The organism is Thioclava sp. ES.031 (genome assembly GCF_002563775.1).
Lineage (GTDB): Bacteria > Pseudomonadota > Alphaproteobacteria > Rhodobacterales > Rhodobacteraceae > Thioclava.
In genome coordinates this window covers 2,647,179-2,669,071 of sequence record NZ_PDJO01000001.1, presented here as the reverse complement: position 1 = coordinate 2,669,071, position 21,893 = coordinate 2,647,179, and the positions used below count along the sequence as shown (strand labels likewise).

Here is a 21,893-nt window from a genome sequence, read left to right as displayed (position 1 = left end):
GTGCAGACGACGCTTGCCAAATCCGTGGCCTTTTCCGGCGTTGGGCTCCATTCGGGCGCCCCGGTCGAGATGCATGTGCATCCGGCGCCTGCGGGCCATGGGATCGTGTTCCGTCGCACCGATGTGTCGGGCGTGAACCCGCGCGTGCCCGCTTTGTGGAGCAACGTGCCGAGCGCGACGCTCTGCACGCTGATCGAAAACGAGGACGGCGTTCAGGTCTCCACGATCGAGCACCTGATGGCGGCTCTCGTGGGCTCGGGCATCCACAACGCGCTGATCTCGCTCGACGGGCCGGAAGTGCCGATCCTCGACGGGTCTTCGGCCCCGTTCGTCGTGGCGTTCCGCGCGGCTGGTTTGCGTGAGCTTGCCGCTGAACTGCGTGCGATCCGCATCCTCAAACCGGTCGAAGTGCGTAACGGTCAGGCCGTAGCGCGCATCGAACCTGCCGCGGGCCTCGAGATCGATTTCGCAATCGACTTCACCGATGCCGCGATCGGTCGTCAGAGCAAGCGCCTCAAGATGGCCAATGGCGCTTTCGTGCGCGAGCTGATGGACAGCCGCACCTTCTGCCGCCTCGCCGATGTCGATGCGATGCGCGAGAAGGGGCTCAGCCTCGGCGGCACGTTCGAGAATGCCGTGGTCGTCGATGGCGACAAGGTGCTCAGCCCCGGCGGCCTGCGTCATGCGGATGAGCCCGTGCGCCACAAGATGCTCGATGCGCTTGGCGATCTCGCGCTTGCGGGCGCGCCGATCCTCGGACGCTATCGCGGCAACCGCGCGGGTCATGCGATGACCAACCAGCTTCTGCGGGCGCTGTTCGAGCGCCCCGATGCGTGGTGCTGGGAAACCTGCTCGCCCGCACAGGCTTACAGCCTGCCCGGCGCGGGTGTATGCTCGGCAGAGGCACTGGCATCGGCCTGAACGCATCGCGGCCCGGTCACGGGTTCGCGGGCATCGGGAAAAGGGGCGTCAAAACCCGCAAAGGCATTTTGCGCCCCGGATTTTTCTATGCTAGGACATGCCGAACGGCCTCCGAAACGGGGTAGTGATTGACGGGTCCGGGGCCTTTCTCCGGCAACGAAAGAGGGATGGGGCAGGGCATGGCGCGCGGCAAACTGGCGGCAGCGAAACTCGGGGCTCTTGGTCTTGTAATGGCGCTTTCCGCCTGCGGTACTGACCCGAACAAAACACCGAACCTCGAAAACTTCACGGCCAAGCAAATCTACGAGCGCGGCGAGTACGAGCTTGAGGTCGGCAATCCGCGCCGTCCCAATACCGCGCTGAAGTATTTCTCCGAGGTCGAGCGGCTTTACCCCTATTCGCAATGGGCCAAGCGCGCGTTGATCATGGAAGCCTATGCCCAGCATAAGGCGAAGAATTACGAAGAGGCCCGCGCTTCGGCGCAGCGATTCCTCGACACCTATCCGGGCGACGAAGATGCGGCCTATGCGCAATATCTTCTGGCGCTCAGCTATTACGATCAGATCGACGAGGTCGGCCGCGATCAGGGCCTGACCTTCCAGGCGCTGCAGGCGCTGCGCGACGTGATCGAGAAATACCCGGATTCGGAATACGCCCAGTCGGCGATCCTGAAATTCGACCTCGCCTTCGACCACCTCGCGGGCAAGGAGATGGAGATCGGGCGCTACTACCTCAAGCGCGGTAACTACACCGCGGCGATCAACCGCTTCCGCGTGGTGGTGGAGCAATTCCAAACGACGAGCCACACGCCCGAGGCGCTGGAACGTCTGGTGGAGGCCTATCTGGCACTCGGCATCACCGATCAGGCGCAGACCGCAGGCGCGATCCTCGGCCACAACTTCCAGTCCTCGCCCTTCTATCAGGACGCTTACAACCTGCTGCAAAAGCGTGGGTTGAAGCCCGAGGCGAAGGGCGACGGTTGGCTGTCCAGCGTGTATCGGCAGGTGGTTCAGGGTAAGTGGCTCTGATCGGGGCCCTAATGGTCTGACATGCTGCATTCGCTGGATATCCGCGACATTCTGATTATCGAGAGGCTGGAGCTGGACTTCGGCCCCGGCCTCAATGTGCTGACCGGCGAGACCGGGGCGGGTAAGTCGATTCTGCTCGACTGTCTGGGCTTCGTTCTGGGCTGGCGCGGACGGGCCGAACTCGTGCGTCAGGGCGCCGATCAGGGCGAAGTGACGGCCGTGTTCGAGCTGCCCTCCGATCACCCCGCGCGCGAGGTGCTGGCCGAAGCTGGCATTCCTGTCTCAGACGAATTGATCCTGCGCCGGGTGAATGCGCGCGACGGCCGCAAGACCGCGTGGATCAACGACCGCCGGGCGTCGGGCGACGTTCTGCGGCAGGTCTCCGCCTCGCTGGTGGAACTGCACGGCCAATCCGACGATGGCGGTCTGCTCAACGAACGCGGGCACCGGGCGCTGCTCGATGCCTTCGCGGGCCATTCCGATCTGCTGGAGGCCACCCGCGCGGCGTGGAAAGCGCGGGCGGCCGCGGCGCGCAAACTGGAGGCGGCACGCAGCTCGCTCGCGGCGGTGAAGGAGGAAGAAGAATTCCTGCGCTATGCGGTGAAGGAATTCGACACGCTCGATCCGAAACCCGGCGAGGAAGCCGAGCTCGACAGCCAGCGCCGCCTGATGCAGGGCGCCGCGAAAATCCGCGAGGATGTGTCGCGCGCCTTTGCCGCCCTCGGCCCGGAAGGGGCGGAGGGGATGATGCGCGACGCCGATCGCTGGCTGCAGGGCGCTGCGGACCGGGCCGAGGGACGTCTCGATGCGCCGCTGGAGGCCTTGGAGCGCGCCTTCCTCGAATTGGGTGAGGCCGCACAGGGGGTGGAAACCGCGCTGGATGCGCTCGATTTCGATCCCCATGCCTTGGAGGCCTGCGAGGAACGGCTGTTCGCGATCCGTGGCCTTGCGCGCAAGCATGGCGTACTCGCCGATGACCTGGCCGATTTCGCCGAAGGCCTTCGCGAGAAGCTGGCCGCTCTGGATGCGGGCGAGGAAGGGATTGGCGCGCTCGAAGCCGATCTCGCGAAAGCAGGCGCGACCTATGACAAGGCCGCCGCGGCGCTATCGAAGGCGCGCGCAGAGGCCGCGGGGCAGCTCGATGCCGCGATGGCTGGCGAGTTGGCGCCGCTGAAGATGGACCGCGCCGTGTTCGAGACGCGGATCTCCGAGGGCGAGCCCGGCGCCGAGGGCACCGATACCGTGCGCTTCACCGTCGCCACCAACCCCGGCGCGCCGGCAGGGCCGCTCAACAAGATCGCGTCGGGCGGCGAGCTGTCACGCTTCCTGCTCGCGCTGAAAGTCGTGCTCGCGCGCGGCGCCGATACGCTGACCCTGATCTTCGATGAGATCGACCGGGGTGTGGGCGGGGCCACCGCCGATGCCGTGGGGCGCCGTCTGGCCAAGCTGGCCGAGGGCGCGCAGGTCCTCGTCGTCACCCATTCCCCGCAGGTAGCCGCCCGCGGCGCGACCCATTTCCGCGTCGCGAAATCGGTCAACAACGATATGACGACCTCCGAGGTCCGCGCGCTCGCCGCAGCCGAGCGCACCGACGAAATCGCCCGCATGATCGCAGGCGCCGAAGTCACCGAAGCCGCCAAGGCCGCCGCGCTGGATCTACTGAAGGGTTAAGCCTTGCCCGCGCGCGCTCTACGGCGTTTGGACTGACAGCATTGTAGCTGATTGCGCAGGGTCTTGCGGTGCATCGAGAAATAGTACCGCGTTACCGAAAACGCCCCGCCGGAGCGGCCGCTGTAATGCGGCATGCGGATGAAATGCCGGTTCGGATCGCGGAAGGACCAGTTCCAGCGATGCACCGGCAGATCGACCCGCCGCAAAACCCAAGGCAGAGACAGCTGATCGCGTTTTGAATTCTGACGATATTCTTCCCACCAGAGGCGCATCGCTTCCGGAAGTTTAGTCGCCCGATGGTTGCGGAAGATGATGCTGTTCTCGGAGAGCGGGACGCCGGATTCGGGCGGGAGATCTGCGCTATAGCGTTTCACCTGCGCGACCATCGCGGCCTTGTCCTCAGCCGAAAAGCGCTCGGAGTCGCATAGCTCGATGCATTCGTCGCTGATCGTGTCTCGCGTCGGGTGTTTGAACAGACCGATCGCGGCACCCGAGGCGGTGAATTCGTCGAGCAACTTCTCGAGCCTGCCGATGACCCGGATATTGCCGTCGAGATAGATCGAATAGGCGTATTCGGGGAAAATCTCGTGGGCGAACATCTTGCACCACCGGTTGGCGTCGCAGGAGGGCAGGCCGCGGGTGGGCTCGGGAAGCGGCCGGACGGTCCAGCCGCGCGCATTGGGCATCGGCGTATTCGACAGCAAAATGTAGTCGAAGGCCGGGTTGGGCCGACGCGGTGGCATGGGGAGGTCGTAATTGTCGGTGATGGTCGTGTAGACGACCATCCGAGGCGGATCGGAGGGCTGCGGGTCGGTCGTCATGGTGTATTCCGCTTCCGGAAAGAACCGTTCAGCTAATCTTGAGGATAGTCGGGCATGAGGATTCTCACTAGTTCTCTGAACCTTTCAGCAATGGCTGGGGCGGAAACACGCGCAGCCATCGCCTGCGTCGCGCTCAGGGCCTGTGTCCAGTTTGGACCGCCGAACTCGGCGGCCATCTTCTGGAAAGCCGCTTCGACGGCTGCGTCGTCGTCCCCTTCGGTGAAATAGGGATAGTCCGCACCAAGCAGCGCTTCCGCGTCGGGCACCGAGCGGTTCACCAGCGGAACGGCTCCGCAGGCGGCGGCGATCATCCCCTTGGTGAATGGCTTCGTCACGCGGCCGCCTTGCGCGTCGGGACGGACACAGTAATGCGCGCTGTAATCTCCAAGCGCCTCGAATGTGGCGTCGAAATCCTCGGCATGGGCCGCATTGAGCACGTCGATCTCGCCCTGCTGCGCCGCGCTCATCCGGCAGTTCAGCGGGTCGCCGAAATAGACCATGCGGAACGTGTCCTGCTGTGCGCGCACAGCCTGATTGGCAAGGCGAATATCGGGGCCGTGCAGGATCGTATGAACCTTGGGTGACACGCTCGGGGCGTTGGCGTTACGCTCGGCGATGAGGTCGTGCAGTTGACGCTCGGATTGATACGAGCTTGCGATATGCAAATCGGCGGCGGGCGACAGAAGTCGGTCGAGATCGCCATCGACATAGTCGACGCAAATCTTCCCGCCGCGTTTTTTCAGGATCGCGGCGACCTCGGGGCGCAGCACGGGCAGGGCGCTCTTCGTGACGAAGAAGATCGCGTCTCTGGGTTGGCGTGCGGCCCAGAGACGGCGCGCGATCTTGCCCCAAAGCTTCGACTTGCGTGGCGCGAGGGAAATGGAGAGATCGATCTCTTCGCCAAGCTCGGGCGCGATCAGCTCGATCAGCTGATGGGCGCGCATGTACGTGCTGCCCAGCGAGAGGTGCCGGTCGCTGCAAACGAAGACGATTCTTGGTCTGAATTCTCCCATGACTCAACCATAGGTTAAGTGGTCGGGAGCCGCCATACGATGTCTTACCCCGCCTCCACCACGAATTGCGCGGCGACGATTTCCCAGCCCGCTGGCGTCAGCCCGAGCGTTGCGGCCAGTGTGCAGCCGATCCGGCCCGCATCGGCGCCGTTTTCGGTGATGATCCCGGTCAGGACGAAGCGTTGAAGGACGACTGCGGCCTCGGCGCCGACGGCGCGCGATTTGGCCTTGCCGGTCACCAGCCGCGCGCGCGAGAAGGCGCCGGCGAGTTCGCCTGCGAACAGTTCCGCGATCTGGGTGCGGCCCGAGGCGATCCCGCCGGTGAGCGAGATGAAATCGGCATCTTCCGCGAAGAAGCCCGCAAGCGCCTGCGCGTCGCGCGCGCCCCAGGCTTTCGCAAAGGCGCGCGGCAGCGCGTCCGGGGTCTCGAAGCTCATTCGTCCTGCTCCACCAGTTTGCCGGGATTGAGAATGTTCTGCGGGTCGAGCGCGCGCTTGATCTGGCCCATCACGTCCCAGCCCGCGCCATGCTCGCCACGCATATAGCTCATCTTGCCCATGCCGATGCCGTGCTCGCCGGTGACGGTGCCCTGCATCTCCAGCGCGCGTTCGGCCATCTTCGCGGCCACTTGCTTGGCGCGTTTGAACTCGTCCTTATCCTCGGGATCGAGCAGCAGGACCGAGTGGAAATTCCCGTCGCCGACATGGCCCACCACGGGGCCGATCAGCCCGGCCTCGAGGATGTCGTGCTTCGTCTCGGCCACGGCCTCCGCCAGTCGCGAGATCGGCACGCAGATATCGGTCACCAGCCCCATGCAGCCGGGGCGATGCGCGATCGTGGCGGGGTAGGCGCCGTGACGCATCTTCCACAGCTTGTTGCGGTCCTCGGTCGTCGTCGCCCATTGGAAATCGGCGCCGCCCATCTCGGCCACGACTTCGCCGAAGCGCTCGGAGGCCTCGGCCACGCCGCTTTCCGATCCGTGAAACTCGATCATCAGATGCGGTTTCGCGGGGAAATCGGTGCCGTTGGCCTCGTTGAAAATCTGCGCGGTGAGGTCGTCGACGAATTCGATCCGGGCCATCGGGATGCCCATCTGGATCGTCATCTGCACCGTCTCGACCGCCGCTTCCAGCGTGTCGAAGGCACAGACCGCAGACGAGATCGCCTCGGGCTGGCCATGCAGGCGCAGCGTCAGCTCGGTGATGATCCCGAGCGTGCCTTCCGAGCCCACCATCAGCGCGGTCAGATCGTAGCCCGCCGAGGATTTCTTCGCGCGGCTGCCGGTGCGGATGATGCGACCGTCGGCCAGCACCACCTCCAGCGCCGCCACATTGTCGCGCATCGAGCCATAGCCCACCGTCGTCGTGCCCGAGGCCCGGGTCGCGGCCATCCCGCCAAGTGAGGCATTCGCGCCCGGATCGACCGGGAAGAACAGCCCCGTCGCGCGCAGGTCCTCGTTCAGCGCCTCGCGGGTCACGCCGGGCTGGACGCGCACCTGCATATCTTCGGCCAGAACGTCGAGCACGCGGTTCATCTTCATCAGATCGAGGCTGATCCCGCCGCGCACCGGCACGGCATGGCCTTCCAGCGAGGTGCCCGTGCCATAGGGCGTGATCGGCACGTCATGGGCGGCGCAGGTTTTCACGATCGCGCTGACTTCCTCGGCGCTGATCGGATAGGCCACCGCATCGGGCGGCGCGAAAGCGAACCATGTCTCGTTGCGGCCGTGCTGGTCACGCGCGCCTTTCGAGGTGTCGAGCCGGTCGCCCAGCAAAGTTTCGAGTTCCGCCAGCGCCTCTGCCAATGCCATGCACGCCTCCCATTTTTTGCTGCCCAAGCTTTAGGCTCAGCCGCGCGCGAGTGAAAGGGTTCCTGCGGTTTGTCGGCGGTTTTTGTCTCGGATCAAGGATTTGTCGCGAATCTCTGCCTAGCTAGCAGCGCGCAGGTCCGGCAGACTTGCGCGGCAGGCAATGAAGAAGGAGCGCGCAATGATTTTCGAGAGCCGGAAATGGGACGAGATCGAGGTCGGTCAATCGGCGGAGTTGAAGCGGCTGTGCACGGCCGACGATTTCTACGTCTTCGCGGCGGCCTCGGGCAATCACAACCCGGTTCATCTGGAGGCCGAGGACGGCGATGGCGACGGTCAGAAGGAGGCCTATGCGCCGGGCATGTTCGTGGCCTCGCTGATCACCGCCGTGCTGGGCAATCTGCTGCCGGGGCCGGGGACGCTCTACCGGTCGCAAAGCCTGCGCTTCCACGATCTCGCGGCCGCCGGGCAGGAGCTTTGCGCCCGCGTCGAGGTGCTCGAAAAGCTGCCCGGCGATCTTCTGCGGATGAAGACGGAAGTGCGCCGCGTGGGCGATGACGCGCTGATCGTCGAGGGCGAGGCCGAGGTCCATGCCCCGCAGAAACACCTGAAATTCGATGCGCTCGAAGTGCCGGGCCTGATCTCGCAGCGCCACCGCCATTTCGAGAAACTGCTGGAGAAAGCCGAGCCGCTGCCCGATCTGGTCACCGCCGTCGTCTGCCCCGAAGAGCCGGTGTCGCTCGACGGTGCGCTCCTCGCCGCCGAACATCACCTGATCGAGCCGCTGCTGATCGGCCATCCCGAAAAGATCATGTCCGTCGCGAAGGAACTGGGCCGCGACGTGACCAAGTTCGAGATTCTGCCCGCCGAGACCGCCCGCGATGCCGCCCGCATGGCGGTGCAGCTGGTCAACGAGGGGCGCGCCGGCGCGGTGATGAAGGGCCATCTGCACACCGATGCGTTGCTGAAGCCGATGCTCGACAAGGCGACGGGACTGCGGGTCGGCAAACGCTTCACCCATGTCTTCGTGATGGACGTGCCCGGCGTCGTGCATCCGCTGATCGTCACCGATGCCGCGATCAACATTGCGCCCGATCTCGAGACCAAGGTGCATATCGTGCAAAACGCGATCGACGTGGCGATCTCGATCGGGATCGAGGTGCCGAAAGTGGGCGTGCTGTCGGCGGTCGAGACCGTGACGCCCGCGATCCCGTCCTCGCTCGATGCGGCGCTTCTGTCGAAAATGGCCGAGCGCGGCCAGATCACCGGGGGCGAGGTCGACGGACCGCTGGCGATGGACAATGCCGTCGATCTGGCCGCCGCGCGCACCAAGGGCATCCGTTCGGCCGTGGCGGGCCGGGCCGAGGTGCTGGTAGCACCCGGGATCGATTCCGCGAATATGCTGGCCAAGCAGCTCGCCTATATCTCCCACGCGGAAGGGGCGGGGCTGATGCTGGGCGCGAAGGTGCCGGTGATCCTGAACTCGCGCTCGGATAGCGGGATGGCGCGGCTGGCCTCCGCCGCCGTGGCCTCGATCCACTACCACCGCACCTGTGGGGACCGCGCATGAGCACCCGCGCGATCCTGACGCTGAATTCCGGCTCGTCCTCGCTGAAACTGGGGCTGTTCTCGGAAGATCTCGACACGCTCGCACTTGGCCATGTCGACCGGATCGGACGGCGCGAGGCGGCGATGAAACTCAGCGGCCCGGACGGCGCGCCGCTGCCGCTGCCCGCCTCGGCCCCGGACGATTTCGCGACCAATGCGGCGGCGCTCCAGACCGCGCTCGCGGCGTTTCAGGCGGCCTTTCCAGGCCTCGAGGTGATCGCGGTCGGCCACCGGATCGTGCATGGCGGGATCGACCATGCCGCCCCCGAGCCCCTGTCCGAACCGCTGATGAAGGAGCTGGCCAAGCTCGCCCCCTTCGCGCCGCTGCACCAGCCGCATAACCTCGCGGGCGTGCGTGCGGCGGTCGATACCTTCCCCGGCACACCGCAGGTCGCCTGCTACGACACGGCCTTTCATCGCGGCCATCCCTTCGTCAGCGACACCTTCGCGCTGCCGCGCCGCTATTACGAGAAAGGCGTGCGCCGCTATGGCTTTCACGGGCTGAGCTACGATTTCATCAATGGCGAGCTGACCCGCGCCGAGCCAGACCTACACAAGGGGCGGATGATCGTGGCGCATCTGGGCTCTGGCGCGTCGATGTGCGCGATCGAGAACGGCCAGTCCGTCACCTCGACGATGGGGTTCTCCGCGCTCGAAGGGCTGCCGATGGGCACCCGGCCGGGCGAACTCGATCCCGGCATCCTGCTCTACATGATGGATCAGGAGGAGATGAGCGCGTCCGAGATCTCGACGCTGCTCTACAAAGAATCCGGGCTTCTGGGCATGTCCGGCATCTCCAACGATATGCGCACGCTGGAAGGATCAAGCGACCCCAAGGCGAAAGAGGCGATCGACTATTTCTGCTTTCGCATCAAGCGTCAGATCGGCGCGATGGCGGCGGCGATGGGCGGTTTGGACGGGATCGTCTTCACCGGCGGGATCGGCGAAAATTCGGCGCGCGTGCGCGCGCAGGCCTGCGACGGTCTGGGCTTCCTCGGGGTCAAGATCGACGCCGAGGCCAATGCCGAGAATGCGCGCGAGATCGGGGCGGGCGCGGTGCGGGTGCTCGTGATCCCGACCAATGAGGAAATAGTCATCGCGCGGGCTGCGAAGGCGGTGCTCGACCTGTAGGCGACGGCGCATGCGGCCCCTACGGGACGCTCCGCGGGGGATATTTGGGCCAATACGAAAGAGGGCGCCCTGTTTTCGGCTTGGCAGAAATATCCCCGCCGGAGGCATCCGACGGCTTGCCGCGCACGCCGCCTCAGAGCGGCGCGCAGGCGGTTTGCAGCCAGGTCTTGGCGCGCTCGCTGACCTTCGGCGCGATCCGCTCCAGCACCTCGGCGTGATAGGCATTGAGCCAGTCGCGCTCCTCGGGGCCAAGCAGATCAACGTCGATCAGGCGGCGGTCGATCGGCACCCAGGTCAGCGTCGAGAAGGAGAGCTGGTCGCGATTGTCGCCCTTGGCCTCGGCCTCTTCGGTCAGGATCAGGTTCTCGATCCGGATGCCGAATTCGCCCTCGCGGTAATAGCCCGGCTCGTTCGACAGGATCATTCCGGGTTCGAGCGGCAGGGTCGAGACGCGGGAAATCCGCGCGGGGCCTTCGTGCACGCAGAGCGCAGCGCCGACGCCATGGCCGGTGCCGTGGTCGTAATCCCAGCCCTCGGCCCAAAGGGGCGCACGGGCGAGCGCATCGAGATGGGCCCCTGCCACGCTGCGCGGGAAGCGCGTGCGCGACAGCGCGATCATGCCCTGCAACACGCGGGTGAAGGGGCGTTTGGCGTCTTGCGGCACATCGCCCACGGGCACGGTGCGGGTGATGTCGGTCGTGCCGTCGACATATTGCCCGCCCGAGTCCACCAGCAGCAACTCGCCCGGTTTCACGGGCCGGTTGGTGTCCTCGTTCACGCGGTAGTGGACGATCGCGCCATTGCCGCCCGCGCCGCAGATCGTGTCAAACGAGATGTCGATCAGCGCGTTGGTATCGCGGCGGAAGCCTTCGAGCGCGGTGACCACGTCGATCTCGGTCAGCTCGCCTTTCGGGGCCTCCGCATCGAGCCAGCTCAGGAACTCGACCATCGCCGCGGCGTCGCGCAGATGGGCGGCCTCCATGCCTGCGACTTCGGCAGCGTTCTTGCGCGCTTTCGGCAGGATGCAGGGATCGCGCGCCTCAACGATCTTGGTGTCGTGATCGGCCAGCAGCAGCGAGATGGCGACTGGTGCAGAGTCGGGATCGACCAGCACCGGGCCTTCGATCGCTTCGAGTGCGGCGGTCAGGCTGCCGGGTGGCAGGATCGAGACCCCGTCGCCCAGATGGGCGCGCAGATCGGCGTCGAATTTCGCGTCCTCGGCAAAGAGCTTCACCGCGCCATCGTCGAAGAGCACCGCGAAGGATTGCACCACCGGGTTGCGGGGGATGTCCGCGCCGCGGATGTTCAGCAGCCAGCAGATCGAATCCGGCAGGGTGAGCACGGCGGCGGCGATATCGTCGTCGCGCAGCGCCTTTGCCAGACGGGCGCGTTTCTCCGCCGCGGTCTCGCCTGCGAATTCCGGCGGGTGAATGCGGGCCGGTTCGGCGGGCGGGGCAGGGCGGTCGTCCCAGACGCGGTCCACGAGGTTCTCGCTCTCGATCAGCGCGATGCCGGTGCCGTCCAGCCCCTCGCGGATTTTCGCGATTTCGGATTTCGTGTGCAGCCACGGGTCGAAGCCGATCTGGGCGCCTGCATGGGCGTTTTCCGTCAACCACTCGGCCGGTTTCATCTCGGGCCAGTTCACCGGCGTGAAATGGTCGAGCGAGACCTCGGCGCGCACCTGCACCCGGTAACGCCCATCGACGAAGACGCCCGCGATCTCGGGCAGGGCGATGCAGAAGCCTGCCGATCCGGTGAAGCCCGTCAGCCAGCCCAGCCGCGCATCGCACGCGGCGACATATTCGCCCTGATGCGCATCGGCGCGCGGGATGATGAAGCCGTCGAGCCCGGCTGCGGACATGGCTTCGCGCAGCGCCGCCAGCCGGGGCGGGCCCAGTTCGGGGCGCGATTGCACCGAGAAATCCTGAAACATCAGATAGCCTTCTTGATCCCGAGGAAGCGGGCGCGCGCCCGCGGATCGCTGTCGAAGAGGGAGGCGAGCTGTTCGGTCATGGCGCCCGCCAGTTGCTCCACATCGGTGATCGTCACCGCGTGCTGGTAATAGCGCGTAACGTCATGGCCGATGCCGATGGCGATCAGCTCCACCGCGCGGCGGCGCTCCACCATCGCGATCACGTCGCGCAGGTGTTTCTCCAGATAGATCGCGGGGTTCACCGACAGCGTCGAGTCGTCCACCGGTGCACCGTCCGAGATCACCATCAGGATCTTGCGCTGCTCGGTGCGGGCGAGCATCCGGCGATGCGCCCATTCCAGCGCCTCGCCGTCGATATTCTCCTTCAGCAGACCTTCCTTCATCATCAGGCCCAGGTTGGCCCGCGTGCGGCGCATCGGAGCGTCGGCGCGTTTGTAGATGATGTGGCGCAGGTCGTTGAGGCGACCGGGGCTTTGCGGGCGGCCATCGGCGAGCCATTTCTCGCGCGATTGCCCGCCTTTCCAGGCGCGGGTGGTGAAGCCGAGGATTTCGACCTTCACGTCGCAGCGCTCCAGCGTGCGGGCGAGCACGTCGGCGCAGATCGCCGCGATCGAGATCGGGCGGCCGCGCATCGAGCCGGAATTGTCCAGCAGCAGCGTCACCACCGTGTCGCGGAATTCGGTATCCTTCTCGACCTTGAAGCTGAGCGGCGTCGTCGGGTTCGCGACGACACGGGCGAGGCGGCCCGCATCGAGCATCCCTTCCTCGCGGTCGAATTCCCACGACCGGTTCTGCTGTGCCTGCAGGCGGCGCTGCAGCTTGTTGGCGAGCCGCGAGACCGCGCCTTTCAGCGGGTCGAGCTGCTGATCGAGATAGAGGCGCAGACGCTCCAGCTCGGCCGGTTCGGCCAGGTCCTCGGCGGCGATCTCCTCGTCGAATTCGGTCGTGTAGACGGCGTAATTCGGATCGGCCTGCGAATGCGGCGGGGGCGGCGGCGGCTCCAGCGGCGCATCGGCCTGCGGCATGTCCATCTCGTCGCTCATTTCCTGATCGGCGAGATCGTCGGAACTGACGGAGGTCTGGGTCTGGTCGTCCTGCGCTTCCTGGCTGGATTCCGGCGTGGCCTCGGCCTCGTCGTCCTCCTGCTCGTCGCGGGCCTGCTCTTCGCCCTGTTCCTCGTCGGCGTTCTCTTCCTGCTCGTCCTCGGACTCGTCGCCCATATCCTCGTCGGGATCGTCGCCCAACTGATCGGCATAGCCGAGGTCGGCGATCACCTTGCGGGTGAGGCGCGCGAAGGCGGCCTGATCGGCGAGGACGTGGTTGACGTTCTCCAGATCGTCGCCTGCCGATTGCTCGATGAAGGGGCGCCACAGGTCGAGCACGTTATCTGCGCCGGGCGGCAGTTTCCGGCCCGTCGCCAGTTCGCGCACGAAATAGCCCGCGGCGACCGAGAGCGGCGCCTCTTCGGGGGCGCGGATCTGGGCGTAGCCCTTGCGCTCGGCCTCATGGGCGATCTTGGCGTCGATATTCGACAGCGTGCCGGGCATGTCGCGCGCGCCCAAGGCTTCGCAGCGCGCGGTCTCCATCGCCTCGTAGATCGCGCTCGCCAGATCGCCCGAGGGCGCATAGCGGCTGTCGATCGCGGCATCGTGGTGGCGGCGGCGCATCGCCATCGCATCGGCCGTGCCGCGCGCGAGCAGAACCTCGTCGCGCGTCATCCGGCGCGAGACCTGCGGCAGGCGCATCGTGTCGGCGGTCATCCCGGCAGGGTCGACCGAATAGCTCACCGTCATATCGGGCGCGTCGGCCATCGTCTTGGTGGCCTCGGCCAGCGCCTTTTTGAAGGGATCCGCGGGGTTGTCGGAGGGCTTGCTCATAGCCTCAGATAAAGCATCGCGCGCGTCCGCCCGCAAGAGCCGATCGCGTGAGACGCGCGCGGCAGATCGGCCCGGTTTGCGCGGGGCGGCGAGGGCGGGAAAGTTCCCGCTGCTGGCGCGCGGCAGCCGTTCACCTGTGCACATAAAGGGCGGGTTGGATGGGCCGGAACATAGCTTACGTAGAGTTGAACACGAGACGCACGCCTCCCCCTGTGGCCCGACTTCCCCAATCGAGGGCCCCGTGCAACACACCGGACGACATACCGGAAAGGAGTTCGACATGAGCGAGACTTTGAACATCGGCCTGATCGTCGGCACGACGCGCGAAGGGCGCTTCGCTGACCGCGCACTCGAATGGTTCGAGACCAAGATCGATGCGCGCGACGACATGCGCTACCAGGTTCTGGATCTGCGCGAAGCCGCGCTGCCCTTCTTCGACGAGGCGGCGCCGCCCGCAGCAAAACCCGTGACCAGCGAGAAGGCGCAGGCCTGGGGCGAAAAGCTCAAGGAATTCGATGGATTCATCGTAGTGACGGCGGAGTATAACCACTCGATCCCCGCCACGATCAAGAACGCCTTCGACTATGCGTTCGAGGGCTGGCGTCGCAAGCCGCTGGGCACCGTCGGCTATGGCGGCGTGGGCGCTGCCCGCGCGGTCGAGCATCTGCGGCTCGTCGCGATCAATTTCGGCATGGTCCCGGTCGCAGGCGCGGTCAGCATCGGCGGTGCGGATTTCGTTAAGGCCGCGCAAGGCACGCCGATCGCGGAGCTGGGCGATCACCTGGACGGTCCGGCGACAACGCTGCTCGACGACATGGCGTTCTGGGGACAGGCGGCGAAGCTGGCCAAGGGCGAGACAGAAAATCGTCAGGCCGCGTGATCCAAACGGATCTGCCACACGTAGTAGTAGAGTAACGAGTTTGCCCGGCCCCCGCGCCGGGCGTTTTTATGCGCGCCTCTTTTATGCGCCTCAGGGGGGCTGCGATTACTGGAAAAGCCCAGTGCAGATCATCGGCATCCAGTCCGCGTGCAACGTGCTCAGCGGGAAGGCCCGGCGATCCTGCGAGCCCTTCGCGGTCTGGCCACGCCGCGTCATGACGTAATCGCCATTGAGCAGGTTCACGTCGCAGGTGCCGGTATCCTCGGGATCGATCCGGTCGTAATAGCGGTAGCTGTAGCCCGAGACGACGAAGCCGCCATTGCGCCACGCAATGGAATAGGCGCTTTCCCACGGGGTGCGCCCGATCCCGATCTGTTCGGAATGCAGCTTGAACGCGCTGTCGGAAAGCGGCTCGAGCGCGGGCGTCTGCCCGCCCATCTGGCCCGAAAAGACCACCCGTTTGACCGTCATCTCGCGTTTCAGCCCGAAGGTCGGGTCACCGAGATAGATCACCAGATCGGCCGCATCCGCGCCGTTCTGCACCAGCATCGCCGCATCCTGCGTGCCGTCGCCGTTCCAGTCGCCGGTGAGCGCCGCGAAAATCTCGCCATCCTTGGGCGCCTCCTGAGCTGCCGCCGCGAAGGGCAGCAACGCCGCGAGAAGCGCGCCCCGGATCGCGAGGCGCGGGATCACGAGGCGAGGAAGCAGGCTTGTACCGTTTGTTGTCGTTTGTGCTTTCATCGGGCGCGTTCCTCTCCTTCGGCTTTTTTGCCTCGTTCGACAGTACACAAAAAGTCAGCCTCTGCGGCGGGTGGCCCATGCGGGCACGGAGGGGTTGAGATCGAGTGTAGGGCCGGAAAAATGATCACTCTCGAAATAGGTGACCGCGGTTCCATTCAGTTTATGAAGCAAGCTGGCAATGCTTTGATCATGCCGGTGCTCTTTGAAATCCGGGTGGTTCTCTGCCCGTGAAGGCGTGTCGTCGGAGAAATGATAACCTTCGCTCGTGGCAATATCAGCCCATTCCTCCAGGAATTCGCGGTTTTTCGCGGTATTCAGCAAGACGAGGAAGCCAGAGCCGCATTGGCTGGTCTTCGCTTCGACGGAGGCGAGGGACAATCCGAGGCGCGCAAACAGATCGGCTTTCGTCCAATGAGATTCCGTAAGGGGGTGAACGAAGGAAAGCATCCCGCTTGGGTGGGACTGCGCGATTTCAAGATATTCCTGGAAACGACGTCCGCCGTTGGGGTTGAGAGTAAAACCTGCGTCGAGATAGACAACGCATTCGCCCGGTTCGGCTCGTTTCAGAGTTTCGAGTATGACGATGGGTTTCCAGACCCAGTATCCGAAGCCACGCGGCGTTTCATGCATGTAAGCGCCATGCTTTGCGCGGAAATCGTGAGGCAGGGATGCAAAAGAATAAATATCTACGTCAGAGAAAAAATCACTCTGGCGCGCTTCGTTATAAAATTGGCCTTTGCGCTTCGTGAACTTCCCGTCTGCAAAGGAGACAAGACGGGGTTTCGGAGCCGAGATTTGGAAAGTGGGGGCGACCTCCGGAAACTTATATAAGCTCTTTTCCGATTGTCGGCGGAATGCTTTTTTAAGAAGGCCGCCCATTATTCCCTTATCCGATTAACTCGCGATGGCCGCCGCCGATTCCGGCAGTTCCTCGTCGAAGAGGCGCTGGTAGAACTCGGCCACGGTCTGGCGCTCCAGCTCGTCGCATTTGTTGAGGAAGCTCAGGCGGAACGCATAGCCGATATTGCCGAAGATGCGCGCGTTCTGCGCCCAGGCGATCACCGTGCGCGGCGACATCACCGTCGAGAGATCGCCATTCATGAAGGCGGTCCGGCTGAGATCGGCCACGGTCACCATCTGGCTGATCGTCTTGCGCCCGGCCTCGGTGTTGTATTGCGGGTTCTTCGACAGAACGATCGCGACCTCGGCGTCATGGCTGAGATAGTTCAGCGTCGAGACCAGCGACCAGCGGTCCATCTGACCTTGGTTGATCTGCTGGGTGCCGTGGTAGAGGCCGGTCGTGTCGCCCAGGCCCACCGTGTTCGAGGTCGCGAACAGGCGGAAATAGGGGTTCGGCGTGATGACTTCGTTCTGGTCGAGCAGCGTCAGCTTGCCGTCGGCTTCCAGCACGCGCTGGATCACGAACATCACGTCGGCGCGGCCCGCATCGTATTCGTCGAAGACGATCGCGGTCGGGTTGCGCAGCGCCCAGGGCAGGATCCCCTCGTGGAACACGGTGACCTGCTTGCCGTCGACCAGCTTGATCGCATCCTTGCCGATCAGGTCGATCCGGCTCACGTGGCTGTCGAGGTTGACGCGCACGCAGGGCCAGTTCAGGCGGGCGGCGACTTGCTCGATATGCGTCGATTTACCGGTGCCGTGATAGCCTTGGATCATCACACGGCGGTTATAGGCAAAGCCTGCGAGGATCGCCATCGTGGTGTCGGGATCGAACTTGTAGGTGCTATCGATCTCCGGCACGCGGTCGGTGCGCTCTGCAAACCCTTTGACCTTCATGTCGGAATCGAGGCCGAACACCTCGCGCAGGTCGATTTCTTCGGTGGGCTTGGCGGTCTGGTCGAGCATCGCGGACGTCCTTTCGTGGTTGGGTCGATTTGTGAACCATCGCGCGCGGGCGTGCAAGGGGGCGAAGGCGTGTATCGCGCGGGCGATGACGCGTGAGGCGCGAGGCCGCTATCGGCCGAGGCTGTGTGGAAACTGAAGTCCATGGTATATTTCCGCAAGGCAGCGGGAGGCACGGATGGCGGGTTTCATTGATGGCATCGACCGGGAGCAAGCCACGCTTTTCCCCGAGCGTCTCGAAGATTGGATTGGGGAGGATCATCTGGTCCGTGTCGTCGACCTCTTCGTCGATGAGCTCGATCTTCTCGCGCTCGGGTTCGGACGCTGTGTGCCTGCTCGAACCGGTCGCCCGGGCTACCATCCATCCGTCCTCCTGAAGCTCTTCATCTATGGCTACCTGAACCGGATCCCGTCCAGCCGCCGCCTGGAACGCGAAGCCGGTCGCAATGTCGAGCTGATGTGGCTAACCGGTCGCCTGGTGCCCGACCACAAGACCATCTCCGACTTCCGGCGGGACAATGGCCCGGCCATCCGCAGGACCTGCGCACAGTTTGTGGAACTATGCCGCCGGATTGGCGTGCTGAAGGGGGATTGCGTTGCCATCGACGGCAGCAAGTTCAAGGCAGTGAATAACCGCGACCACAACTTCACGAAGAACAAGATCGCCAGCCGTCTGGCACATCTCGAGCGCGATGTTGAGCGCTACATCGATGAGATGGTGCGCATAGACCGTCAGGAGGAGGGTAAGGCCCGGGCCGAAAAGGTTGCCCATCTCGCCCGTCGCTATGGCCGCATCCGGCAGGAGATCGCGCGGCTGAAGTCAATGGAGAAGGCTTTGGCCGATGCGCCCGACGGGCAGATATCGCTGACCGATCCCGATGCCCGCGCCATGTCGACCAGCGCCCGGCACAGCGGCATGGTCGGCTACAATGTGCAGACAGCGGTCGATACCGAGACGCATCTGGTCGTGGTGCACGACGTTACCAATCAAGGTTTCGATCGAGACCAGCTCAGCCCAATGGCGACCGCCGCCAAGGAAGCCCTGCGGCGCGACGACCTGCACGCCGTCGCCGACAAGGGATATTTCAGTGGGGCTCAAATCCTGGCTTGCCATCAAGCGGGGATCACCACGACCGTGTCGCGCCCGGAAACCTCGGGCAACCGGGCCAAAGGTATGTATGTGAAGGCCGATTTTGCCTATGACCCGGCACGCGATGTCTATACCTGCCCCGCGGGTGAAGAGTTGACCTACCGCTACACGCGCGAGGAAGACGGGCTGCAGGTCGGTCGCTACTGGACCAATGCCTGTCAGCATTGTCCGGTCCGGCACCGCTGCACCAGTGGTAAGGAACGCCGGATCACGCGATGGGAGCATGAGCATCTGGTCGATGCGATGCGCGAAAGGCTGAGCGGGGACGCGGACCCGATGACCCTGCGCCGCTGCACGGTCGAACACCCGTTCGGCACGATCAAGGCTTGGATGGGGCACACCCATTTCCTGACGCGGAGGCTGAAGAATGTCAGCACCGAAATGGCGCTCAATGTTTTGGCCTATAATATCAAGCGAGTGATCGCGCTGATTGGCCTCCGGCGCCTGATGCAGGCCATTCCGGCCTGATCGGGCAGCCGCCCCGGGCTCAGTCGTCATGCTCTGCCCAGCAAGGGCTCACCAGGCCGCGATGCGCGCGAAGGAATGGTCGAAGGCCGCGAAAAACGAGCCGTGCGGAAAACTTGCATCAGAAAGCCCTCGTCGACGGGTTTCCACACAGCCTCGGCCCGTTCCCGCCGCCGCGCGGTCCTTTGAGTTGACCCTTTCCCGCCTTCCGCTAGAAAGACGCGAAAGCTTGAGGTGCATCATGCAGCATTACGAATACAAGGTCATCCCGGCACCCGCGCGCGGCGACAAGGAGCGCGGCCTCAAAACCGGCGCGGACCGCTTCGCCCATGCGCTCTCGGGCGTGATGAACGAGATGGCCACGCGTGGCTGGGAATACCTGCGCGCAGAGACCCTGCCCGCGGAAGAGCGCACCGGCCTGACCGGCAAATCCACGGTCTATCACAATCTGCTCGTCTTCCGTCGTCCCACCAGCGCCGATCCGGCGCGCGCGGTCGGTGCGCATCCCGATCCCGAGGATGCGGCCAATGACGAGGATGCGCCCGAGGCCAAGCGCCGCGCGCTTCTCGCCGATGCGCCGGAAGGCCGCGCGCCGAAACTGCGCGCCAATCGCGACGGAACTTCCAAAGACGAAGACTGACGCGGGGCAGGGGCGTTGCGAAGTCGGCGTCCCGAAACCGGGGCCGCGCGCCCTGAGCCGCGAGGTCCAAAACCTGCCGCGCGCCCCATGTCGGCGCGCCGGTTGCGTTGCCGTAGCGGCGGCCCGCGCCGCCCCTTGATCCCAGCAAATAGCGGCCCCATTTCCGCCCGACCCCCTTTCAACATCCGTCATTTCCAGTAGACTGCGTGACCCGACTCGGAGGCAGGCCTCAAACGCCGCCCCGAAGTGGCGTTCGGGCAGCAGGCAAGAGGCAAGCATGAGCAACAGCGATCCTTTCGGCTTCAACATTTCGGCCGCGGCGGACAAGAAACGCCGCTCGCGTGGCAGGCGCGGCATGTCGGGGGCGTTCGAGACCTCGACCCGGATCTGCGACAAGGAAGGCTGCAACGAGCCGGGCAAGTACCGCGCGCCGAAAAGCCCGAAGATCCTCGATGACTACTACTGGTTCTGCAAGGACCACGTCCGCGAGTACAATCTGAACTGGAATTACTTCCAGGGTCAGTCCGAGGAGGAATTCCAGGCCTTCCTCGACAATGCGACCGTCTGGGAACGCCCCACGAAGCCCTTCAGTAAGGCCAAGGAAGAGGCCGGCTGGGCGCGTCACGGCATCTCGGACCCGCATGAGATCCTCGGCGACAACGCCACGAAGAACCCGGGCCGGACGATGGGGCGCAAGCTGCCGCCGACCGAACGCCGCGCGCTCGACATTCTTGAGGCGAAGGATTCGATGAGCAAGGCCGAGATCCGCAAGTGCTACAAGGCGCTGATCAAGGTGCTGCACCCGGATATGAACGGCGGCGACCGCTCTCAAGAAGAGATGCTGCAAGAGGTCGTCTGGGCTTGGGATCAACTGAAAGACAGCCGCAACTTCAAGTGACGGTAGGGGCTCTGCCCCCCGTCGCCGGAGGGCGGCAAATCTTGTCTTAAGGAAGTGGGGGCTCTGCCCCCCGCGCTAACGCGCGTCCCCCGGGATATTTGCGCAAGAGCGAAGACGCCTTTTTACATGTCTTCGCTCTTCTAAAATATCCCGGGGTGAATGCCGCAGGCAGAGGGGCCGCGCCCCTCACACCCCTTCCCATCCTGCGCCCCCGCCCCATCTCTAGGGGAGGAGGTGCTTCATGAACCCGTTCCCGAGCCTGCGCGCCGCTCTGGCGCTCGCCCTGACGATCCCCGTTCTCTCGAGCCTCGGCCTCGCGCCGCTCGCCACGCCTGCCGCCGCGCAGAACGTCGGCGAGAAACCCGCGAGCCGCGATTTGCCTTTCGTGCTCAAGCCGATAGCGCAGCTGGAAAACCCCTGGGCCATTGCGCCCTTGCCCGACAGTTCGGTTCTGGTGACCGGCAAGGCGGGCAAGATGTGGCATGTCACGGGCGGCGGGGCGCAGGCGATCAGCGGGCTGCCCGAGGTGCAATATCGCGGTCAGAACGGGCTGCTCGACGTCGCGGTGCCGCCCGATTTCCCGAAGACGCGCGAGGTCTATATCACCTATGTCGCGCCGGATAACGCGCTGCATCTGGCGCGCGGGCTGCTCGACGGCAGCCAGCTGACGCAGTTGAAAACGATCTGGCAGCAGACGCCGGGCGGCCGTGGTCAGCCCGGCGGGATCGTGGCGTTCGGGCCGGACGGGATGCTCTACCTCACGGTGGGCGACCGGATGCAGCCCGACACCGCACAGGACCCCGACAATCCGCGCGGAAAGCTCCTGCGCCTGACCCGCGACGGGCAGCCCGCGCCCGGCAATCCCCATGAAGGGGCGGGCGGGGTGCGCGCCGAGACCTGGTCCGAGGGGCACCGCAACCAATACGGCCTCGCCTTTACGCCCGAGGGCAAGCTCTGGGAGCATGAGATGGGGCCGCGCGGTGGCGACGAACTGAACCTGATCGAGAAGGGGAAGAATTACGGCTGGAACGCGGTCTCGAACGGGCGGCACTATTCCGGCCTGTCGATCCCCGATCACGACACACGGCCCGACTTCGCCGCGCCGAAGCTCTGGTGGACGCCGGTGATCGCGCCCGCGGGGCTTGCGGTCTATGAGGGGCGCGACTTCCCCGACTGGCAGGGCGATATGCTGATCGGCGGGCTTGCGGGCAACGGGCTTGCGCTGATCGCGGGCGACGGCTCGGATCAGATCGCGCGCTGGGATTTGCAGATGCGGGTGCGCGACGTGGCCGTGGGCCCCAAGGGCGAGGTCTGGATCATCGAGGATGCGGGCGACGGCGCGCTCTATCAGCTGGTGCCGAAGTGATCTTCCCGAGTGCGTAAATGAAAGCGGCGGCGCGCGCCTCTGAGCGCAGCGCCGCCGCCTTGGACAAAGGCCGGGCGGAT

The 21,893-nt window shown here is 65.0% G+C and carries 19 protein-coding genes; 10 read left to right on the top strand and 9 right to left on the bottom strand.

The genetic code is table 11. The features are described from left to right. The 3 genes from lpxC to recN all read left to right on the top strand — a co-directional run bounded on the left by lpxC (position 1) and on the right by recN (position 3,620). Positions 1-921 (top strand): UDP-3-O-acyl-N-acetylglucosamine deacetylase, encoded by a 921-nt coding sequence (gene lpxC, locus AXZ77_RS12720; protein ID WP_098411425.1) that lies wholly within the window; start codon positions 1-3, stop codon positions 919-921. Between the two features lie 179 nt (positions 922-1,100). Further along, a complete protein-coding gene (locus tag AXZ77_RS12715; protein ID WP_176536038.1) occupies positions 1,101-1,949 on the top strand; it encodes an outer membrane protein assembly factor BamD in 849 nt (282 codons plus the stop codon). A 21-nt stretch (positions 1,950-1,970) separates the two neighbouring features. After that, complete coding sequence (gene recN / locus AXZ77_RS12710) at positions 1,971-3,620, top strand: DNA repair protein RecN (protein ID WP_098411423.1); 1,650 nt, start codon at positions 1,971-1,973, stop codon at positions 3,618-3,620. On the opposite strand, the gene AXZ77_RS12705 is transcribed toward recN, so the two are convergent. From AXZ77_RS12705 to AXZ77_RS12690, 4 genes are all read right to left on the bottom strand, one after another. Beyond that, positions 3,617-4,441 (bottom strand): glycosyltransferase domain-containing protein, encoded by an 825-nt coding sequence (locus tag AXZ77_RS12705; RefSeq protein WP_098411422.1) that lies wholly within the window; start codon positions 4,439-4,441, stop codon positions 3,617-3,619. The two genes, recN and AXZ77_RS12705, sit on opposite strands and share 4 nt — an antisense overlap. A 32-nt stretch (positions 4,442-4,473) precedes the next feature. Then, complete coding sequence (locus tag AXZ77_RS12700; RefSeq protein WP_098411421.1) at positions 4,474-5,385, bottom strand: hypothetical protein; 912 nt, start codon at positions 5,383-5,385, stop codon at positions 4,474-4,476. A gap of 113 nt (positions 5,386-5,498) precedes the next feature. Beyond that, complete coding sequence (locus AXZ77_RS12695) at positions 5,499-5,891, bottom strand: SgcJ/EcaC family oxidoreductase (protein WP_078542649.1); 393 nt, start codon at positions 5,889-5,891, stop codon at positions 5,499-5,501. Then, positions 5,888-7,264 (bottom strand): FAD-binding oxidoreductase, encoded by a 1,377-nt coding sequence (locus AXZ77_RS12690; protein ID WP_098411420.1) that lies wholly within the window; start codon positions 7,262-7,264, stop codon positions 5,888-5,890. The genes AXZ77_RS12695 and AXZ77_RS12690 overlap by 4 nt, the downstream gene beginning before the upstream one ends. A 178-nt stretch (positions 7,265-7,442) precedes the next feature. Here AXZ77_RS12690 and AXZ77_RS12685 point away from each other — a divergent pair, with 178 nt between their 5' ends. Both AXZ77_RS12685 and AXZ77_RS12680 read left to right on the top strand, forming a co-directional pair. After that, positions 7,443-8,831: a bifunctional enoyl-CoA hydratase/phosphate acetyltransferase gene (locus AXZ77_RS12685; protein ID WP_078547606.1), complete on the top strand. Its 1,389-nt coding sequence runs from the start codon at positions 7,443-7,445 to the stop codon at positions 8,829-8,831. Continuing rightward, positions 8,828-10,000 carry an acetate/propionate family kinase gene (locus AXZ77_RS12680; protein WP_098411419.1) on the top strand — a complete coding sequence of 391 codons (1,173 nt, stop codon included), beginning with the start codon at positions 8,828-8,830 and terminating at the stop codon, positions 9,998-10,000. The genes AXZ77_RS12685 and AXZ77_RS12680 overlap by 4 nt, the downstream gene beginning before the upstream one ends. 133 nt (positions 10,001-10,133) lie before the next feature. Here the strand turns inward: AXZ77_RS12680 and AXZ77_RS12675 are convergent, their stop codons facing one another. Then, the gene (locus AXZ77_RS12675) at positions 10,134-11,933 is read right to left on the bottom strand and encodes an aminopeptidase P family protein (RefSeq protein ID WP_098411418.1); all 1,800 of its coding nucleotides are present in this window, start codon (positions 11,931-11,933) and stop codon (positions 10,134-10,136) included. After that, entirely contained in the window at positions 11,933-13,810 is a 1,878-nt protein-coding gene (gene cobT / locus AXZ77_RS12670) for a cobaltochelatase subunit CobT (RefSeq protein ID WP_098411417.1), read from the bottom strand. Before cobT ends, AXZ77_RS12675 begins: the two co-directional genes overlap by 1 nt. Positions 13,811-14,090: 280 nt before the next feature. On the opposite strand from cobT, the gene AXZ77_RS12665 reads away from it, so the two are divergent. Next, positions 14,091-14,690 (top strand): NADPH-dependent FMN reductase, encoded by a 600-nt coding sequence (locus AXZ77_RS12665; RefSeq protein ID WP_098411416.1) that lies wholly within the window; start codon positions 14,091-14,093, stop codon positions 14,688-14,690. Between the two features lie 105 nt (positions 14,691-14,795). On the opposite strand, the gene AXZ77_RS12660 is transcribed toward AXZ77_RS12665, so the two are convergent. Genes AXZ77_RS12660 through cobS form a run of 3 tightly spaced genes read right to left on the bottom strand, consistent with a single transcriptional unit; the run spans position 14,796 to position 17,297 of the window. Further along, entirely contained in the window at positions 14,796-15,431 is a 636-nt protein-coding gene (locus tag AXZ77_RS12660) for a hypothetical protein (RefSeq protein ID WP_098411415.1), read from the bottom strand. A gap of 54 nt (positions 15,432-15,485) precedes the next feature. Next, positions 15,486-16,310, bottom strand: coding sequence for a hypothetical protein (locus AXZ77_RS19400; protein WP_141536273.1), 825 nt, complete (start codon positions 16,308-16,310; stop codon positions 15,486-15,488). 15 nt (positions 16,311-16,325) lie between these two features. Continuing rightward, positions 16,326-17,297 carry a cobaltochelatase subunit CobS gene (cobS, locus tag AXZ77_RS12645; protein ID WP_078542657.1) on the bottom strand — a complete coding sequence of 324 codons (972 nt, stop codon included), beginning with the start codon at positions 17,295-17,297 and terminating at the stop codon, positions 16,326-16,328. Between the two features lie 175 nt (positions 17,298-17,472). Here cobS and AXZ77_RS12640 point away from each other — a divergent pair, with 175 nt between their 5' ends. From AXZ77_RS12640 to AXZ77_RS12625, 4 genes are all read left to right on the top strand, one after another. Next, a complete protein-coding gene (locus AXZ77_RS12640) occupies positions 17,473-18,912 on the top strand; it encodes an IS1182-like element ISPse1 family transposase (RefSeq protein WP_098410118.1) in 1,440 nt (479 codons plus the stop codon). 238 nt (positions 18,913-19,150) lie between these two features. Next, complete coding sequence (locus AXZ77_RS12635; protein WP_098411412.1) at positions 19,151-19,549, top strand: DUF4177 domain-containing protein; 399 nt, start codon at positions 19,151-19,153, stop codon at positions 19,547-19,549. A gap of 277 nt (positions 19,550-19,826) precedes the next feature. Further along, complete coding sequence (locus AXZ77_RS12630) at positions 19,827-20,447, top strand: DnaJ domain-containing protein (RefSeq protein ID WP_075775588.1); 621 nt, start codon at positions 19,827-19,829, stop codon at positions 20,445-20,447. A gap of 241 nt (positions 20,448-20,688) precedes the next feature. Then, positions 20,689-21,813, top strand: a complete 1,125-nt coding sequence (locus AXZ77_RS12625) for a PQQ-dependent sugar dehydrogenase (RefSeq protein ID WP_098411411.1) — start codon at positions 20,689-20,691, stop codon at positions 21,811-21,813. Positions 21,814-21,893 lie beyond the last annotated feature (80 nt).

Coding starts and splice junctions, on each gene's coding strand:
- AXZ77_RS12715 (WP_176536038.1), top strand. CDS start 1,101: ATGGCGCGCGGCAAACTGGCGGCAGCGAAACTCGGGGCTCTTGGTCTT.
- recN (WP_098411423.1), top strand. CDS start 1,971: ATGCTGCATTCGCTGGATATCCGCGACATTCTGATTATCGAGAGGCTG.
- AXZ77_RS12705 (WP_098411422.1), bottom strand. CDS start 4,441: ATGACGACCGACCCGCAGCCCTCCGATCCGCCTCGGATGGTCGTCTAC.
- AXZ77_RS12700 (WP_098411421.1), bottom strand. CDS start 5,385: ATGCGCGCCCATCAGCTGATCGAGCTGATCGCGCCCGAGCTTGGCGAA.
- AXZ77_RS12695 (WP_078542649.1), bottom strand. CDS start 5,891: ATGAGCTTCGAGACCCCGGACGCGCTGCCGCGCGCCTTTGCGAAAGCC.
- AXZ77_RS12690 (WP_098411420.1), bottom strand. CDS start 7,264: ATGGCATTGGCAGAGGCGCTGGCGGAACTCGAAACTTTGCTGGGCGAC.
- AXZ77_RS12685 (WP_078547606.1), top strand. CDS start 7,443: ATGATTTTCGAGAGCCGGAAATGGGACGAGATCGAGGTCGGTCAATCG.
- AXZ77_RS12680 (WP_098411419.1), top strand. CDS start 8,828: ATGAGCACCCGCGCGATCCTGACGCTGAATTCCGGCTCGTCCTCGCTG.
- AXZ77_RS12675 (WP_098411418.1), bottom strand. CDS start 11,933: ATGTTTCAGGATTTCTCGGTGCAATCGCGCCCCGAACTGGGCCCGCCC.
- cobT (WP_098411417.1), bottom strand. CDS start 13,810: ATGAGCAAGCCCTCCGACAACCCCGCGGATCCCTTCAAAAAGGCGCTG.
- AXZ77_RS12665 (WP_098411416.1), top strand. CDS start 14,091: ATGAGCGAGACTTTGAACATCGGCCTGATCGTCGGCACGACGCGCGAA.
- AXZ77_RS12660 (WP_098411415.1), bottom strand. CDS start 15,431: ATGAAAGCACAAACGACAACAAACGGTACAAGCCTGCTTCCTCGCCTC.
- AXZ77_RS19400 (WP_141536273.1), bottom strand. CDS start 16,310: ATGGGCGGCCTTCTTAAAAAAGCATTCCGCCGACAATCGGAAAAGAGC.
- cobS (WP_078542657.1), bottom strand. CDS start 17,297: ATGCTCGACCAGACCGCCAAGCCCACCGAAGAAATCGACCTGCGCGAG.
- AXZ77_RS12640 (WP_098410118.1), top strand. CDS start 17,473: ATGGCGGGTTTCATTGATGGCATCGACCGGGAGCAAGCCACGCTTTTC.
- AXZ77_RS12635 (WP_098411412.1), top strand. CDS start 19,151: ATGCAGCATTACGAATACAAGGTCATCCCGGCACCCGCGCGCGGCGAC.
- AXZ77_RS12630 (WP_075775588.1), top strand. CDS start 19,827: ATGAGCAACAGCGATCCTTTCGGCTTCAACATTTCGGCCGCGGCGGAC.
- AXZ77_RS12625 (WP_098411411.1), top strand. CDS start 20,689: ATGAACCCGTTCCCGAGCCTGCGCGCCGCTCTGGCGCTCGCCCTGACG.